Here is a 14,916-nt window from a genome sequence, read left to right as displayed (position 1 = left end):
CCGCCGGTGCCCGGGGCCCGGGGATTACGGCCGATCCGATACACCACGCTGCTCGACTTCTCGCACACCAACAACACCCCCGACCACTCGGACGCGGCGGTGCAGGGCCTGCGCGACGCGCACATCCGGGCAGCCCACTGCCACGGATTCTTCGAGAGCTCGCCGGGGGGCTCCCGGTTCGGGACCCACGCGGACCGTCTCCGGGACTTCCGACGGCTGGCCGACACCTGGTTCCGCGACGGCGACGGCCTGCTCTCCCTCGGCGTCTCGCTGAACGAGGTCTTCGGAGTGCCCTGGCAGGCGACCCTCGACGAGTTCGCCGTCGCCCGCGAGTACGGCGCCCTGCTCGTCAACCACACCGGATGCGTGTGGGGCAGCTCGATCACCGGTGGGGTCCTCGAGCTCGACGCCGCAGGTGTCCTGGGCCCGGACATCGTCCATGTGCACTGCAACGCACTCACCGGCGAGGAGTGGGCCGCGCTCGTGCGGTCCGGCGGCAAGGTGTCGATCTCGGTCGAGACCGAGCTCAACATGGGTATGGGACGGCCGGTGTTCGAGGCCTGCCGGCGTCACGGCCTGGCCCCGACCCTGTCCGCGGACGTCACGAGCCTCAACAGCGGCGACCTCTGGCACCAGATGCGGTTCGGCCTGGGCTTCGACCGGTGGGACGCCACGCACGCGCTGAACCTGTCCGGCCGCATGCCCGACGTCGTCACCACACCGGCGTCCGACGCGCTGCGGTGGACCACCGTGAACGCGGCCGAGGCGATGGGGCTCGGGGACCGCATCGGCTCGCTCACCCCCGGCAAGCGGGCGGATCTCGTGCTCGTCGGCGGAGACGCACTCGAGCAGCACCCGCGGACGGACCCCTACGGGAGTCTCGTGTTCCAGACGACGGTCGCGGACGTCCGGACCGTGCTGGTCGACGGCCGGGTGGTCAAGCGGGACGGCGTGCTCGTCGATCTCGACACGGTGGACCTCGGTCGTCGGGCGGACGCAGCGGTCGACGCCCTCCTCGCCCGCATCGCGGACGGCGGCGGGACGCTCCCGGGCACACCACCCGGTGCCTGGGACGCGCTCGAACCGGTCTTCGCCGAGCATCGCAGGGCCGTTGGCCGATGAGCCGCGCGATCGAGCGGGCGGACCTGGTCGAGGTCGCGGCCGGAGTCTTCGCCTACGTGCAGCCCGACGGCAGCTGGATGATCAACAACACCGGTGTCGTGCTGGGCACGCCGAATCGTCCGCTGCTGGTCGACACGACCTCGACGGAGACCCGGAACCGAGCGCTGCTGTCCGCGGTCGCGGAGGTGGCACCGGGCCGCCCGCACGCGCTGGTCAACACCCACCACCACGGGGACCACACCTTCGGCAACTGGCTTCTGGGAGCGGACACCCCGATCCTCGCCCACGAGCACTGCCGCGAGGACCTCCTGGCCGCGGGGCTCGTCGCCGCCCGGCTGCTACCCGGCCCGGACTACGGGCGGCAGGAGATCCGCCCGCCCGACGTCACGTTCGCGGGCCCGATGACCCTGCACCTCGGTGACCGGCCGGTGCAGCTGATACCGGTCGGACCGGCCCACACCCGTGGGGACATCGTCGTCCGGCTCCCCGAGGACGGCGTCGTCTTCGCCGGTGACATCGCGTTCGCCGGTGGCCAGCCCTTCCTCGTCGAGGGCAGCGTCGCCGGGTACCTCCGTGCACTCGAGGAGCTCCGTGCACTCGACGCCGAGGTGCTCGTACCGGGGCACGGCCCGGTGTGCCGTGGAGCCGAGGTCGGCCGCCTGCTGGACGATCTGGAGGGCTACGCCCGCTTCGTCGATGCCGTCGCGAGGGAGGGTCACGCCGCGGGAACTCCCCCGCTGGAGGCCGCACGTGCCGTCGCCGACGACCCCTACCGGGACTGGCAGGAGGCCGAGCGACTCGTCGGCAACCTGTACCGCGCCTACAGCGAGCTCGACGGCGACCCGCCCGGCACCCGGCTCGACCTGGGCGCCGTGTGGGAGGACATGACGGCGTTCCACGGCGGCCCCATCCGCTGTTTCGCCTGAGGAGGAGAGATGCGTCTCGCGACCTGGTCACATGAGGGCGTCGTCCGGTCGGGCGTCGTCACCGACGTCGGGCTGCACGCGTTACCCGACGGCAGGACCGTGCTGGACCTGGTCCACGCCGGTCTGCCCGCCGCGTTGGAGGCGGGCGCGTCCGCGCTGTCCACGGCGCCGGTCCCGCTGTCCGAGGTCCGGCTGCTGCCGCCGATCGCCCCGCCGACGATCCGCGACTTCGTCGCCTTCGAGGAGCACGTCGAGGGCGTGCTGCGCGCGGTCACCGCCGAGGCGGCGGTGCCGCCGGAGTGGTACCAGGCCCCGACGTTCTACTTCACCAACCCCTACGCCGTCGTGGGCGCGTTCGACGACGTCGCGGTGCCACCGGGCAGCGAGCGGTTCGACTTCGAGCTCGAGGTCGCCTGTGTCGTCGGCAGGGACGGACGCTCGCTGACACCCGAGCAGGCCCGGGGCCATGTCTTCGGCTACACGGTGCTCAACGACTGGTCGGCGCGCGACCTGCAGAGCCGGGAGATGCGCGTACAGCTCGGACCGGTCAAGGGCAAGGACTCGGCGACGACGCTCGGACCGTGGCTCGTCACCGCCGACGAGGTCGAACAGCACCGTGACGCCCACGGCTTCCTGGACCTCGCGATGTCGGTCACGCTGAACGACACGCTCGTCGGGCACGACCTGCTGGGGAACATGGGCTGGCCGTTCGAGGAGCTCCTGGCCTATGCCTCACGCGGGACGGAGGTCCGGGCCGGGGACGTCATCGGCTCGGGGACCTGCGGGAACGGTGGCTGTCTCGCGGAGCTGTGGGGTCTGCGGGGGACGGACGACCCGCCGCCGCTGCGCCCCGGTGACGTCGTCGAGATGACGGTCGAGGGGATCGGGTCGATCCGCAACCGAGTCGTCGCGGGCCCGACGTGCCCGGACGTCCGACCTGCCCGGCCCCGTCCACGTACCCGGAGGGAGACCCCGTGACCCACACGGACGAGCAGACCTGGTCGGCGACCTTCGGTGCCGCCGACGCCGACGCGGCGTGGTTGCTGTGCGACCGGCACGATCCCGACGCGATCGCCTTCACCCTGGTCGACGTCGACCTCGCCGGCCGCGACCTGAGCTACGGGGAGCTGGCGGACCGGTCCCGCCGGATGGCCACGGTCCTGGCCACCCACGGGGTCCGGGCCGGTGACCGGGTGGCGGTGCTGATGGGCAAGCGGATCGAGCTGGTGGTGACGCTCATGGCGATCTGGCGGCTCGGTGCCGTCCACGTACCGCTGTTCACCGCGTTCGCCGCCCCCGCTGTCGAGATGCGGGTGGAGGCCAGCAGCGTCGGTGTGATCGTGACCGAGCCGGCCCAGCGGGCCAAGCTCGACGCCCTCGACGGCCGGATCGTGCTGGAGGCGGGGCCGCGTCTGGACGCCGAGCTCGATGCCGCCGAGCCCGTCACCGGGCGGGTGGCCGTCGGGGGCGACGGCCAGCTGGTCGAGCTCTACACCAGCGGCACCACAGGACACCCCAAGGCGGTCCCGGTCCCGGTCCGTGCCCTCGCGGCGTTCAGTTCCTACATGGTCTTCGGACTCGACGTCACCGACGACGACGTGTTCTGGAACGCCGCGGATCCCGGCTGGGCGTACGGGCTCTACTACGGCGTGCTCGGCCCGCTGGCCATCGGCGGGCGGAACCTCCTGCTCGACGCCGGCTTCGGCGTCGAGACCACGTACGCGGTGCTGGAACGCTTCGGCGTCACCAACTTCGCGGCGGCCCCCACCGTGTACCGCGCACTGAGCCGCGCGACCACGGCGCCGACGGTGCGGTTGCGGCGGGCGTCCTCCGCGGGCGAACCGCTGACCCCCGACGTGGTCACCTGGGGGAAGGACGCCCTGGACGTCGAGATCCGCGATCACTACGGGCAGACCGAACAGGGGATGGTGATCGTCAACGGTTGGCACGACGAGGTCCGCGCCCCGGTGCGGCCCGGCTCGATGGGGCGGGCGCTGCCGGGGTTCCGGGCAGCGGTCGTCGATGGACAGATCGCGCTCGCCACCGACAGCCCGTTGATGTGGTTCACCGGGTACGTCGACGCCCCGGAGCGGACCGCCGAACGCTTCACCACCGATGCCGCCTGGTACCTGACAGCCGATATCGGGAAGGTCGACGCGGACGGGTACTTCTTCTTCACCTCCCGTGACGACGACGTCATCCTCGCCGCCGGATACCGGATCGGCCCGGTCGACGTCGAGAGCGTCCTGGCCACACATCCACTGATCGCCGACGTCGCCGTCGTCGGCGCCCCCGACGAGGTGCGTGGTCAGATCGTCGTCGCCCACGTCGTCCTGGTGGACGGTGTCGCTGCTCCGGACGACCTCGTCACCGAGCTGCAGGACATGGTCCGGTCCCGGTACTCGGCCCACGCCTATCCACGGCAGGTGCACGTCGTGGACTCCCTGCCCCGCACCCCCAGCGGGAAGGTCCAGCGCTACCTGCTCCGGTGACCACGATCCCGCTCGACCACACCGGAACCGCGTACCAGCCGCAGCTGCCCCGACCTCCGCGACGAGGTCGTCGGACAGTCCGTCCAGGGCGTGCGTCCACTCGTCACGCAGCGCGCGCATCCGGGCGACGGTCGATGCGGCGTCGCCCGGCCACACCACGTCGGTGCGGTCCCGCGGCGTCCGGCTACGGAGGAGGACCGGCGTCATCGACCACCACCAGCCGATGCCGGGTGACCCAGGCGATGACCGGGACCGGGTCGGGCTCGGAGCCCGCCCGGTCGGGCCACCACGTCCCGTCGCCGGACCGGTGCGAGGGTGCCTCCGGCGTCGCTGCGCGATGGCTAAGCCACCCTTGCCCCCCGCCCCCACGACGAGTAGGGCGGCCGGTACGTGGGGGACGGGGGAGGAACCGAGCACACCCCGCACCGGCAGTCACCTCCCCGATGACCGCCGAGCTCAGCCTATGCGCCGAGGTGGTCCGTGATCCGCTCGGCCGCCTGCTGTCCGCTACGAATGGCTCCGTCGACCCACGGCGCGGTCATGTGGTCCCCGGCCAGGTCCACGTTTCCGGCGGGCAGAACCGCACGTGCGGCGGCGAGACGACGAACGGTGCCCGGGCCGAAGGTGGGGGTGTAGGGCTGGTGCCGCATCACGACGCGGTCGGTGACCTGCCCGACGACCTCGGGGTGGTACTTCTCGACGTCGACCTGAAGACGGTCGGCCAGCTCGGTGTCGTCGAGGTCCTCCGCGCGTGCCGGACGGGCCGCGGTGACGAGCAGCAGACCACCCTCCTCGGCCCAGCTGTTGGCGAGGTAGATGCCGCCCATCGTCGCCTGTCCGACCTCGGGGGTAGTGACGACCTCCATCCCGACGGGGCGGCCCTGCGCGGTCAGTGAGATCGCCTCGCGGGTACGGAGGTAGACGTAGTCGATGCGCGAGTAGGGGATCGTCAGGTGGGCCGCGACCGGCGCCGGTGCCTGCGCCCAGATGCGGGCCGTGACGTCGGCTGGGCAGGCCAGCACGGCGCGTCGTGCGGTGATCTGCTCGCCGCGGGCGTGGACCACGACGCCGTCGCCGGTGTCCTCGACCTGGTCGACCGGTGTGTCGTGGCGGACGTCGAGTCCCTGGGCGAGCGTCGTGACAAGGCGGTCGGCGCCGCCGGCGATCTCGCGGAGCTGGCCGGAGAAGACATGGAGCTGCAGGGCAAGCATCGCCGCCGACAGCTGGTCGCTGGTGACGCCCCAGAGGAACTCGTGCGGAGCTGCGGTGAACCAGCCTCCCGCGGTGGGGGTGAGCCCGTCGGTGACCGCACGCGAGTCCCGCCCGGCGAAGGAGACCAGGTCGCCGAGGTCCTTCGGTCGCGACACCAGGATCGGGCCGGCGGCCTTGAGCACGGAGACCTTGTCCCTGACTGACAGTGCGGAGGTCCGCAGCGGGCCGGGGACCGAGCCGTAGTCGACGTGATGCCACGTGCCGCCGCGTCGCAGCGCGGTGTGGAACCCGGTCGGGATCGCGACCGTCTCCCCGTCGAGACCGACCTCCCGGAGGAGCCGCGCCATCGCGCGGTAGCCGTGGGTGTGGAAGATGCCGCCGTGCTCCAACCGAAGACCGGGGCGTCGCTCGGTGCGGATGCGGCCGCCGGTGTGGCTCTCCGCCTCCAGCACCACGACGGACAGCCCTCGGGCGGTCAAGGTCCGCGCGGCGACCACTCCGGCCATACCCGCACCCACAACTACGACATCGACGTCGGCCATGGATCGAGACGGTAGGGACGTGCGAACCGCCTGCCGTCCCGCGCCAGGGGGAGAGATGTACCCCCATCTGCGCGGTAGCCCGTGGAATGCTGCCGAGCAGAGCTCCGCCGAATACGTGCCGAAGTCTCGACCGGACTGCCCTCCGGACTAGAGTTCCCACAGGTCAACGGGGCCGTCACCCGGCCAGCGTGGCTCCCCTTGAAAGGATCACACCGTCCTGCTCCCAGTCTCAGTCGCAGTCTCATTCGCCCTCGTTCACCGAGGTCCGCGGCAGCGGGACCGGGAAACTCAGACGCAGGTGCGGGACGAGCTGGTCCCATCCGAACACCGCTCCCCAGACTTGGAAAGCGTGTTGGGAGCAATCCCTCAGGGGTTCAAATCCCCTATCCTCCGCCAGCAGGAAGGCGGAACGCCGGGCACACCCTCGCGGGTGGCCCGGCGTTCGTCGTTCCCGGGTCCGCTCAGTGACCGGCCGCGCGCACCAGCCGCAGCTGCCCGACCTCCGCGACGTTCTTCGCCAGCTCGGTGTTCACCCAGGCCAGGGTGTGGCCGACCGTCATCTCCGGATCCCCCTGCCACGGGAACGTGGCGACCGCGACGAGGTCGTCGTCGGACAGCCCGTCCAGGACGTCCGCCCACTCGTCACGCAGCGCGCGCATCCGGGCGACGGTCGATGCGGCGTCGCCCGGCCACACCACGTCGGTGCGGTCCCGCGGGGTCCGGCCGCGGAGGTGGTCCAGCGTCACCGACCACCACCAGTCGATGTGCCAGGTGACCCACGCGATCGTCGGGACGGGGACCGGGTCGGGTTCGGAGTCCGCCCAGTCGGGCCGCCACGTCCCGTCGCCGGACGGGTGCACCGTCCAGCAGACGCGCGCCGGCCGCCACAGGGTCTCGTGGTCGTCGAGCCGGTCGAGGTGGTACTCGAACAGGGCCCACGTCAGGTCGAACTGCCACCGCAGGAGCGCGACACGGGATGCGGACATCGTCCGAGCCTGGCATTCCACGGTCCCGGCCGAAAGTACGAGGCCCCGCAGGCGGAACCGGCCTCCGGGCCGATCCGCGAGCCCCGCACGGCCGCCACGCTGGACCGGTGCACCGAACAGACGTGAGCGCTCCTCCGGATCCGACGGCCACCGCCCCCGGCCGGGTCGACGCCCTCGACACCCTCCGCGGGCTGGCCCTGTGCGGGATCCTGCTCGTCAACATGCCCGCGATCGCCGGGCTGCCGTCCGCCGCGGGCCCCTGGAGCGGCACCCTGCCGCAGTGGCTGGAGCTCACCGCGCACCAGCGCTTCTTCCCACTGTTCTCCTTCCTGTTCGGACTCGGCACCGCCCTGTTCCTGGACGGGGCCGCCCGGCGGACCACCCGGCCACGGCTCGTGCTGCTGCGCCGGCTGCTCGTGCTCGGCGTGCTCGGCGCCGCGCACCATCTCCTGCAGCCCGGTGAGGCGCTGCTCCCGTACGCGATCGTCGGCGTCGTCGTCCTCCTCCCGGCCTCCTGGCTGCCGCGGCCGGTGATCGCGCTCGGCGGCGCGGTCGCGACGGGCGTGGCGCTCGCGTTCACCAGCGGCGGGCTCCTCCTCGTGCCCGGCCTGTTCCTGCTCGGTCTCGCCGCCGCCCGCTACGGCCTGCACCACCGGATGGCGGCGCCGAACCGGGCCGTGTGGACGGCCGTGCTGGCCGGGGCCGTCGTCGTCGCGGTGCCGCTGCTCAGCATCCAGGTCGACACGATCGAGCACAGCGGGTTCGACCGGGTGTCCTCGACCGCCGGGCTCGCCATGGCCGTCGGGTACGCGAGCGCACTGGTGCTGCTGACGGCGTCCCGGTTCGGGCCGTGGGCGTCGTCGGTGCTCGCCCCGCTCGGCCGGCTCGCGTTGACGAACTACCTCACGGCGACGCTGATGGTCGTGCTGCTGACCACGGCCCCGGCGTTCTCCGGCCCGGGCGGGTACCGCGCCCTGCTCCCGCTCGCCGCCGCGATCCTGGTGGTCCAGGTCGTCGCGAGTCGCTGGTGGCTGCGGCGCTTCCGGTACGGGCCGGTGGAGTGGTTGTGGCGCAGCATCGTCTGGTGGTCACCCGCTCGGATGAGATGAGCCGACGGCGGTCACACGGACGTGCGGACCTCTCGTCGGACCGGTGGACGAATCGCCATGATCGGACACTCACGGCTCGGGCACGCAGTCGTCGCGACGAGGAGGACCGATGACCGGCCAGGACGACGGACAGGGTGTGGACGGCCGCTGGGGGCGCGCGGCGGTGGCGACGGCCGTCGTCGTGACGGCGGTGTTCGCAGGCCAGTTCCTCTGGACGGCGGTGCGTCCACCGGCGCCCCCGTCGGACGGGATGCGGTTGTGGCAGGCGACCGAGCTGATCGTCCCCTTCGGTGTGTCGCTGGTCCTGCTCGTGCTGTGGCTGCGGCTGCGGGAGAGCCGGGGGCTGTCGGATCTCGGGGTCCCCGTCCGCCGGCGGGCCCGGGCGGTGCTCGGTGCGGGACTGCTGGCGCTGCTGGTTCTCGCGGTGGCCTCCGTCGCCGGTGCGCTCGCCGCCGGCGACGACGGCGGCGGCGGCGGCGGACCGACACCGGAGGGAGCCACCGCGCTCCCGGGAGTGCTCGCCGTCGTGCTCGTGCTCGCCGCCACAGCGCTCCAGTCCTCGACCGAGGAGCTGCTGTTCCGCGGCTACCTGCTCGGCGCGGTGCGCACCGGATTCGGCAGCGGCGCCGCCGTCGCGTTCAGCTCCGTCGTGTTCGGTCTGTGCCACTCGTTCAACTCGGGCGCGACCGTCGTCTACGTGGCGACGACCGTCGCGCTGGGCGCCCTGCTGGGGGTCATCTCGCTCGGCCGGGGCGGGCTGTGGGCCGCATGCTCCTTCCACACCGTGTGGGACGTGGTGCAGAACATCCAGGCCGACCCGACCGCCCCGGCCCGGGACACCGGGTCGACCGCGGTCGACGTCGCGGTCCTGTTCGCGATCGTGTGCTGCGTGGTCGTCGCGGTGTGGCTCCGTCGCCGTCGCCCCGCCCCGCAACGCCCGCAGGTGGCCCGGTGACGGTTGCCGGAGTCCTGTCGGCCCTGGCCGCACTGTCGGCGACGCTGTGCGTCGTCGGCGTGCTCGTCGAACGGCGGCGGTTCCGCAACGCCGTGGCCGGTGGGACGACGGTGGTCCTGCTCCTGATGGCGTCGATCGCCGCGATCCCCCGGGTCGACGTCGGCGTCGTCGACCTCGTGACGGCGCTGGTCGCGGCGCTGCTCATCGTGTTCGTGCTCGTGCTGACGGGATTCCTGCTCGTCAACGGCGTCGTGATGATGCGGCGGGAGGGGCGTCGGCCGGCGAACCTGCTGTCGCTGCTCGCGGGTCTGGCCTGTCTCGCGGTCGTGGTCCTCGTCCCGCTCACGCTGCAGCTCGAGAACCGGTTCCTGACCACGGTCACCTACGTGACGCTGCTGCTCGCGGCCCACCTCGGCCTCCTGCTGTGCAGCCTGCTGGCCTACTCCTTCGTCTACGGGCGGATGGGGGTCCGACCCGGGGTCGACTTCGTCGTGGTGCTCGGGTCGGGGCTCATCCGGGGTGCGGTGCCGCCGCTGCTCGCCGCCCGCCTGGACCGCGGAGTGGCGCTGTGGGTCCAGGAGCGGGAGCGGGGCGGGGACCCGATGCTGGTGACCTCGGGTGGACGCGGTCCCGACGAGCCGGTCGCCGAGGCCGTCGCGATGGCCGACTACCTCGTGGCCAGCGGTGTGCCGTCGGAGAGGATCCTGCGGGAGGACCGGTCGAGGACGACGCGGGAGAACCTCGTGTTCAGCCGGGCGCTGATGACCGAGCGGGCGCCCGACCACCGGTGCGCCGTCGTCACCAACAACTTCCACGCCTTCCGGGCCGCGCTCACCGCCCGCCGGGCCGGGGTGAACGGCCAGGTCGTCGGTTCGCCGACCGCCCGCTACTACTGGCCCAGCGCCATGCTGCGCGAGTTCGTCGCGGTCCTCGCCGAGCACCCGGTCCTGAACGGCGCGATCTGCCTCGCGCTGGTCGTCCTCGGGGTCCTGGTCGGCCTCGACCGGTAGCCGCCGGCTACTGCGACGACCCCGTCGCCGCCACCCCGACGCCGAGCCCGATCATCGCGAGCCCACCGGCTCCGCCGACGGCCGCGATCCGCCTCGGCGACGACGCGAACCAGGCCCGGGCCGATCCGGCGGCGAGGGCCCACACGCTGTCGAGCACCAGACCGATGGCGACGAAGAACGCCCCCAGCAGCAGGATCTGCGTGACGACCGGCCCGCGGGCGTCGACGAACTGGGGCAGGAACGCCACGAAGAAGACGACGGACTTCGGGTTCAGCACGCCGACCACCAGTCCGTCGACGACGCTGCGGGCCGGCCCCACCCGTCGGTCCTCACCGGCGGAACTCTGCATCGCGCGGACGACGTCGTGCCGGTGCCGGAACGCCGTGATCCCCAGGTACACCAGGTAGGCGGCACCCACCAGCTTCAGGACGGTGAACGCCGCGGCGGACTGTGCGACGAGGTGCCCGAGGCCCACCGCCACCGCGACCACCTGCAGGAAGACGCCGACGGCGTTGCCGACGACCGTCGCCAGCGCGGCAGACCGGCCGGCCGCGAGCGCGCGGCCGACGGTGAACACGACGCTGGGTCCGGGGATGACGATGACGACCGCCGCGGCGGCGGCGAACGCGAGGAGTCGGTGGTCCACGGCGGAAGCGTCCGCCGGCCGGCCGCCGGTGTCGAGCCCGTTCCCGATCAGCGTCGGGGCGGTGCGCGGCGGTCCGACCGGTCACCATCACTCGACCCGGGCCCGGCGGTCCGCCATCCTGGTACCGGACCGCCCACCCGGCGGCTCCCCGGACGAGACGCGCCGTACCCGGAACGCCAAGACGACGCATCCTTCCGGGAGGAGCTCGTCATGGCATGGATCTACCTCGTGGTCTCCGGTGTGCTGGAGACGGTGTGGGCCGCGGCGCTGTCGCAGAGCCGCGGCTTCAGCAGGCTCGGCCCGTCGCTGCTGTTCGCGGGCGCGCTGGCCCTGAGCATGGGCGGGCTGGCCCTGGCGTTGCGCGACCTGCCGGTCGGCACCGCGTACGCCGTGTGGGTGGGCATCGGCGCGGTCGGCACCGCGCTCTACGGCATGGCCGCCCTCGGGGAGCCGGCGACGACGGCGCGGCTGTTGTGTCTGCTGGCGATCGTCGCCGGTGTGGTGGGGCTGAAGGTCCTGCACTGAGGCTGGAGACGACGGCGGGGCCGGACCTCGTGAGAGGTGCCGGCCCCGCCGCCTGGGAGCCCCTTACTCGAAGGGTCCGTCCTTCAGCAGCCCACCGACGGGACCCTCGACGAAGCGGGGGTCGGCCTGCGGGATCTCGGTGTCGGTGCCGTTGACTCCGTCCGGCCGGTTGTTCGGCGAGAAGGTGTCCGCGGCGTCGAGGAAGCTGTAGCCGAACGTGTCGGAGGTCTCGAGCACGGCGTCGAGGCCCTGCGTCGGGCTCTGGGTGCTCGGGTAGCCGTGGTCGCGGTCCTCGTCGGCCGCGGCGATGCCGGCCAGCGGGAACGCCACGGCGCCGAGGGCGCCGACGGCGATCAGTGAGCGGCGCATCCGGTTCTTCATCGAATCCGTCCTTCGGTTGGGGAGCAGGCCGTTCACACTAACGGCCCAGTGCGGTACGGCGTACGGAGCACGCCGCACGGTCGTCACATGTTGTCGGCGCCGGCCTTGATCGCCTCGCGGATGCGGTTGTAGGTGCCGCACCGGCAGATGTTGCGGATCTCGTCCAGGGCGTCGTCGTCGATCGAGCGGCCCTCGGCCGCACACCGCTTGACCAGGTCGATCGCGGCCATGATCTGACCGGGCTGGCAGTAGCCGCACTGCGCGACGTCGTTGTCGATCCAGGCCTGCTGCATCGGGTGCAGCTCCTCACCCTTCGCGATCCCCTCGATGGTGGTGATCTCGTCGGACTCGGAGATGGCGCCGACCGGCACCGAGCAGGGGTTGAACGCCTTGCCGTTGATGTGGCTCGTGCAGGCCTTGCAGACGTTGATCCCGCAGCCGTACTTCGGACCGGTCACGCCCAGCAGGTCACGCAGGACCCACAGGACCCGGACGTCGTCCTCGACGTCGACGGTGACCTTCTCGCCGTTGACCGTGAAGGTGTGGGAAGGCATGTCAGTCTCCTCAGCGGACGAAGTCGAGGCCGTTGGTCGGCGACGGCGGGACGGGCGGGACGGTCGGATACGGCTCGAACGGCAGCGGCTCGTTGTGCAGGATCGGGAACTCGGTCGGGACCTTCCCGGTCGCGCGGGCGTAGGCGTTCGCGATCGCGCCGCAGGTGGCCGCCACGCCGAACTCGCCGGCGCCGCCGGGCTCCGGGGCCTCGGAGTCCTCGATGAGCACGATGTTCATCTCCGGCGGGGTGTTCCACTGCCGGGTGTAGAAGTAGTTGTCCCAGCTGGCCTCGACGAAGTGACCGTCGACCAGGTGCAGGCCTGAGGTCAACGTCATCGCGATGCCGTCGTTGATCCCGCCCATCATCTGGGCCTCGAGACCGCGGGGGTTGATGATCAGGCCGACGTCGACGACGTAGGTGACCTTGGTGACGCGCGGGCCGGTGCGAGCGGAACGGATCTTCCGGTTCACCGTCTCGGGGCGGCAGTCCAGCTCGACGACGGCGCAGGCCACGCCCTTGTACTCGACGTGCATCGCGATGCCCTGGGCGGTGCCCTCCGGCATCGACTTGCCCCAGTCCGCCTCCTGCGCGGCCCGGTCGACGACGTTCTTCCAGCGGGTCAGCTTGGTGAACTCCGAACGGAACTCGTACGGGTCCTTGCCCATCTTCGCCGCGACCTGGTCGATCATCAGCTCGCGCGCCGTGGCCGTGTCGGGCGAGTAGATGTTGCGCATCGAGCAGGTGTTGAAGCGCATGTCGACCTCGTTGAGCAGCGAGGTGGCAGCGCCGACGTTGTACGGGTTGGTCTGCGTCGTCAGGTAGATGCTCTGCGAGATCGTGTAGTTACCGCCCGGAGCCTTGTTCGCCGCGGCGGTGATCGCCTCGGACAGGCCGGGGTTGATCTCGGTGGCGACGCTGGTGTGGCGGATCTCGAAGCTCGAGACGCTCTCCCCGGAGACCTGCGCCCGGACCCGGGTGGTGGCCATCGGGTGCGTGCGGCCCTGGCGGGAGTCGTCGGAGCGGGTCCACATGAGCTTGACCGGCTTGCCGAACGCCTGCGAGCACTCGGCGGCCTCCTCGAGACCGTCGAAGAACAGCCGGCGGCCGAACGAGCCGCCGCCCTCGGTGACGTGCACGGTGACCGCGTTCTGCGCGATCCCGAGCTTCTTGGCGATCTCGGCCTGCGCGGCGATCGGCGACTTGGACGGTCCCCAGATCTCGGCCGAGCCGTCGCGGACGTCGGCGATGGCGCAGTTGGTCTCCAGCGCGGAGTTGCTGCGGAAATAGAACGTGAAGTCGCCCTCGACGGTCTCACCCGGCACCTGGGGCACGGCCAGCGGCAGCTCGCCACGGCGCAGGGCCGCCAGCACGGACTCGTCGTTCTCGCCCTCGACCGTGCCGCCGTCCCAGTCGACACGCAGCGCGTTGACCGCGTCCACGGCCTGCCCGAACGTCTTCGCGCGGACCGCCACGCCGGTCGGGACCTGCTCGACGTCGGTGACGCCGGGCATGTTCCGGACCTCGTCGATGTTGCGCACACCCTGCGGGGCCGAGTTGATGTTCGGGCCGCGGCAGATGACGGTCGGCAGCGCGTCCGGGATCTGCAGGTCGGCGAGGAACTTCTTCTTCCCTGTCACCATGGCGCGTGCGTCGGACTTGGTCCGCGGCGTGCCGATGACGGTGAACTCCTCGCGGTCCTTCAGGACGACGTCGACGGCCTCGTTCACCGCGCTGGAGGCCATCTCGGTGAGCTCCCCGAAGGGCAGCTGCTCGCCGTTGTTGCCGGTGATGAGCCCCTGACGGCTGCGCAGCACGTTCACGTCCTGGCGCAGCTCGTTCGCGGCCGCGTCGAGCAGCCGCTTCTGCGCGAGCGCCGCCGCGACCCGGATCGGGGTGTAGGTGGAGAACGTGGTCGTCGAGCCGCCGGTGAGCTGGTTGAACACCAGTTCCGGGCGGGCGTCGGCCAGGGTGACGATCACCTGGTCGGGGTCGAGGTTCATCTCCTCCGCGATGATCATCTGCGTCGAGGTGATGATGCCCTGGCCGTTGTCCGAGCGCGGCAGCGCGAACGAGACGGTGCCGTCGCGGTTGACCTCGATGCGGATGAGGTTGGCGGTCGGGCGCGCCGAGTCGCGGATGACGTCGAGCAGGTCGTAGAGCTCGGCGGGCAGGGGCGGCGACGGGATCGCGGCCGCGTTGGCCTGCGGGACGCCCGGGAAGTAGGTCTGGCGCCCGATCTCGGCCGCGACGACCAGCGTGGGGGCGGCGACCAGGTAGCCGAGGAACCGTCGGCGGCTGACGTTCTTGCGGTCGTCTCCGGACGCCGGACGCTCGGGGGCGGTGGCGCTGTGAGCGGGCATCGTTGTCCTCTCGGAATGTGCTGCGGTGCGCGCCCGATGCGACGTCCGGTGCGGGGAGCGGGGGACGACTGCGGGGCTTTCAGGCGATCAACGA

Annotated in this window: 14 protein-coding genes and 1 riboswitch; of the genes, 8 read left to right on the top strand and 6 right to left on the bottom strand. The window is 71.9% G+C overall.

The genetic code is table 11. The features are described 5' to 3' along the window. The first annotated feature begins 6 nt into the window (after nucleotides 1-6). From ATL51_RS18130 to ATL51_RS18115, 4 genes are read left to right on the top strand one after another with little or no spacing between them, the layout of a single operon-like run. Nucleotides 7-1,122 carry an amidohydrolase family protein gene (locus tag ATL51_RS18130; RefSeq protein ID WP_100879311.1) on the top strand — a complete coding sequence of 372 codons (1,116 nt, stop codon included), beginning with the start codon at nucleotides 7-9 and terminating at the stop codon, nucleotides 1,120-1,122. Continuing rightward, nucleotides 1,119-2,048 (top strand): MBL fold metallo-hydrolase, encoded by a 930-nt coding sequence (locus tag ATL51_RS18125; protein ID WP_100880787.1) that lies wholly within the window; start codon nucleotides 1,119-1,121, stop codon nucleotides 2,046-2,048. The genes ATL51_RS18130 and ATL51_RS18125 overlap by 4 nt, the downstream gene beginning before the upstream one ends. A gap of 9 nt (nucleotides 2,049-2,057) precedes the next feature. After that, nucleotides 2,058-3,026 carry a fumarylacetoacetate hydrolase family protein gene (locus tag ATL51_RS18120; protein WP_100879310.1) on the top strand — a complete coding sequence of 323 codons (969 nt, stop codon included), beginning with the start codon at nucleotides 2,058-2,060 and terminating at the stop codon, nucleotides 3,024-3,026. Next, entirely contained in the window at nucleotides 3,023-4,540 is a 1,518-nt protein-coding gene (locus ATL51_RS18115; protein ID WP_100880786.1) for an AMP-binding protein, read from the top strand. The genes ATL51_RS18120 and ATL51_RS18115 overlap by 4 nt, the downstream gene beginning before the upstream one ends. Nucleotides 4,541-5,001: 461 nt before the next feature. Here the strand turns inward: ATL51_RS18115 and ATL51_RS18110 are convergent, their stop codons facing one another. Both ATL51_RS18110 and ATL51_RS18105 read right to left on the bottom strand, forming a co-directional pair. Continuing rightward, complete coding sequence (locus tag ATL51_RS18110; RefSeq protein ID WP_100879309.1) at nucleotides 5,002-6,294, bottom strand: NAD(P)/FAD-dependent oxidoreductase; 1,293 nt, start codon at nucleotides 6,292-6,294, stop codon at nucleotides 5,002-5,004. A 461-nt stretch (nucleotides 6,295-6,755) separates the two neighbouring features. Further along, nucleotides 6,756-7,280 carry a DinB family protein gene (locus ATL51_RS18105; RefSeq protein WP_100879308.1) on the bottom strand — a complete coding sequence of 175 codons (525 nt, stop codon included), beginning with the start codon at nucleotides 7,278-7,280 and terminating at the stop codon, nucleotides 6,756-6,758. A gap of 122 nt (nucleotides 7,281-7,402) precedes the next feature. Between ATL51_RS18105 and ATL51_RS18100 the strand changes: the two genes are divergently transcribed. The 3 genes from ATL51_RS18100 (at nucleotide 7,403) to ATL51_RS18090 (ending at nucleotide 10,354) form a co-directional block, all read left to right on the top strand. Beyond that, complete coding sequence (locus ATL51_RS18100) at nucleotides 7,403-8,389, top strand: DUF418 domain-containing protein (RefSeq protein ID WP_208623021.1); 987 nt, start codon at nucleotides 7,403-7,405, stop codon at nucleotides 8,387-8,389. 109 nt (nucleotides 8,390-8,498) lie between these two features. Beyond that, nucleotides 8,499-9,344 (top strand): CPBP family intramembrane glutamic endopeptidase, encoded by an 846-nt coding sequence (locus ATL51_RS29505; protein WP_100879306.1) that lies wholly within the window; start codon nucleotides 8,499-8,501, stop codon nucleotides 9,342-9,344. Next, entirely contained in the window at nucleotides 9,341-10,354 is a 1,014-nt protein-coding gene (locus ATL51_RS18090; protein WP_301549074.1) for a YdcF family protein, read from the top strand. Before ATL51_RS29505 ends, ATL51_RS18090 begins: the two co-directional genes overlap by 4 nt. A 7-nt stretch (nucleotides 10,355-10,361) precedes the next feature. Here the strand turns inward: ATL51_RS18090 and ATL51_RS18085 are convergent, their stop codons facing one another. Next, on the bottom strand, nucleotides 10,362-11,000 hold the full coding sequence (locus ATL51_RS18085; protein ID WP_100879304.1) for a LysE family translocator: 639 nt from the start codon (nucleotides 10,998-11,000) through the stop codon (nucleotides 10,362-10,364). A gap of 124 nt (nucleotides 11,001-11,124) precedes the next feature. Beyond that, nucleotides 11,125-11,191, top strand: a riboswitch (guanidine-III (ykkC-III) riboswitch). Between the two features lie 19 nt (nucleotides 11,192-11,210). Between ATL51_RS18085 and ATL51_RS18080 the strand changes: the two genes are divergently transcribed. Further along, on the top strand, nucleotides 11,211-11,525 hold the full coding sequence (locus tag ATL51_RS18080; RefSeq protein ID WP_060713653.1) for a DMT family transporter: 315 nt from the start codon (nucleotides 11,211-11,213) through the stop codon (nucleotides 11,523-11,525). 63 nt (nucleotides 11,526-11,588) lie between these two features. Here ATL51_RS18080 and ATL51_RS18075 read toward each other — a convergent pair whose 3' ends face one another. From ATL51_RS18075 to ATL51_RS18065, 3 genes are all read right to left on the bottom strand, one after another. Further along, a complete protein-coding gene (locus tag ATL51_RS18075) occupies nucleotides 11,589-11,906 on the bottom strand; it encodes a hypothetical protein (RefSeq protein ID WP_073575740.1) in 318 nt (105 codons plus the stop codon). An 83-nt stretch (nucleotides 11,907-11,989) separates the two neighbouring features. Then, nucleotides 11,990-12,460 carry a (2Fe-2S)-binding protein gene (locus ATL51_RS18070; protein WP_073575739.1) on the bottom strand — a complete coding sequence of 157 codons (471 nt, stop codon included), beginning with the start codon at nucleotides 12,458-12,460 and terminating at the stop codon, nucleotides 11,990-11,992. A 10-nt stretch (nucleotides 12,461-12,470) separates the two neighbouring features. Further along, a complete protein-coding gene (locus ATL51_RS18065; RefSeq protein ID WP_073575737.1) occupies nucleotides 12,471-14,822 on the bottom strand; it encodes a xanthine dehydrogenase family protein molybdopterin-binding subunit in 2,352 nt (783 codons plus the stop codon). Nucleotides 14,823-14,916 lie beyond the last annotated feature (94 nt).

The organism is Pseudonocardia alni (genome assembly GCF_002813375.1).
Classification (GTDB): Bacteria; Actinomycetota; Actinomycetes; order Mycobacteriales; family Pseudonocardiaceae; genus Pseudonocardia; species Pseudonocardia alni.
Note: the sequence above shows the minus strand (reverse complement) of the source record. Positions and strands in the feature narration are given on the sequence as shown.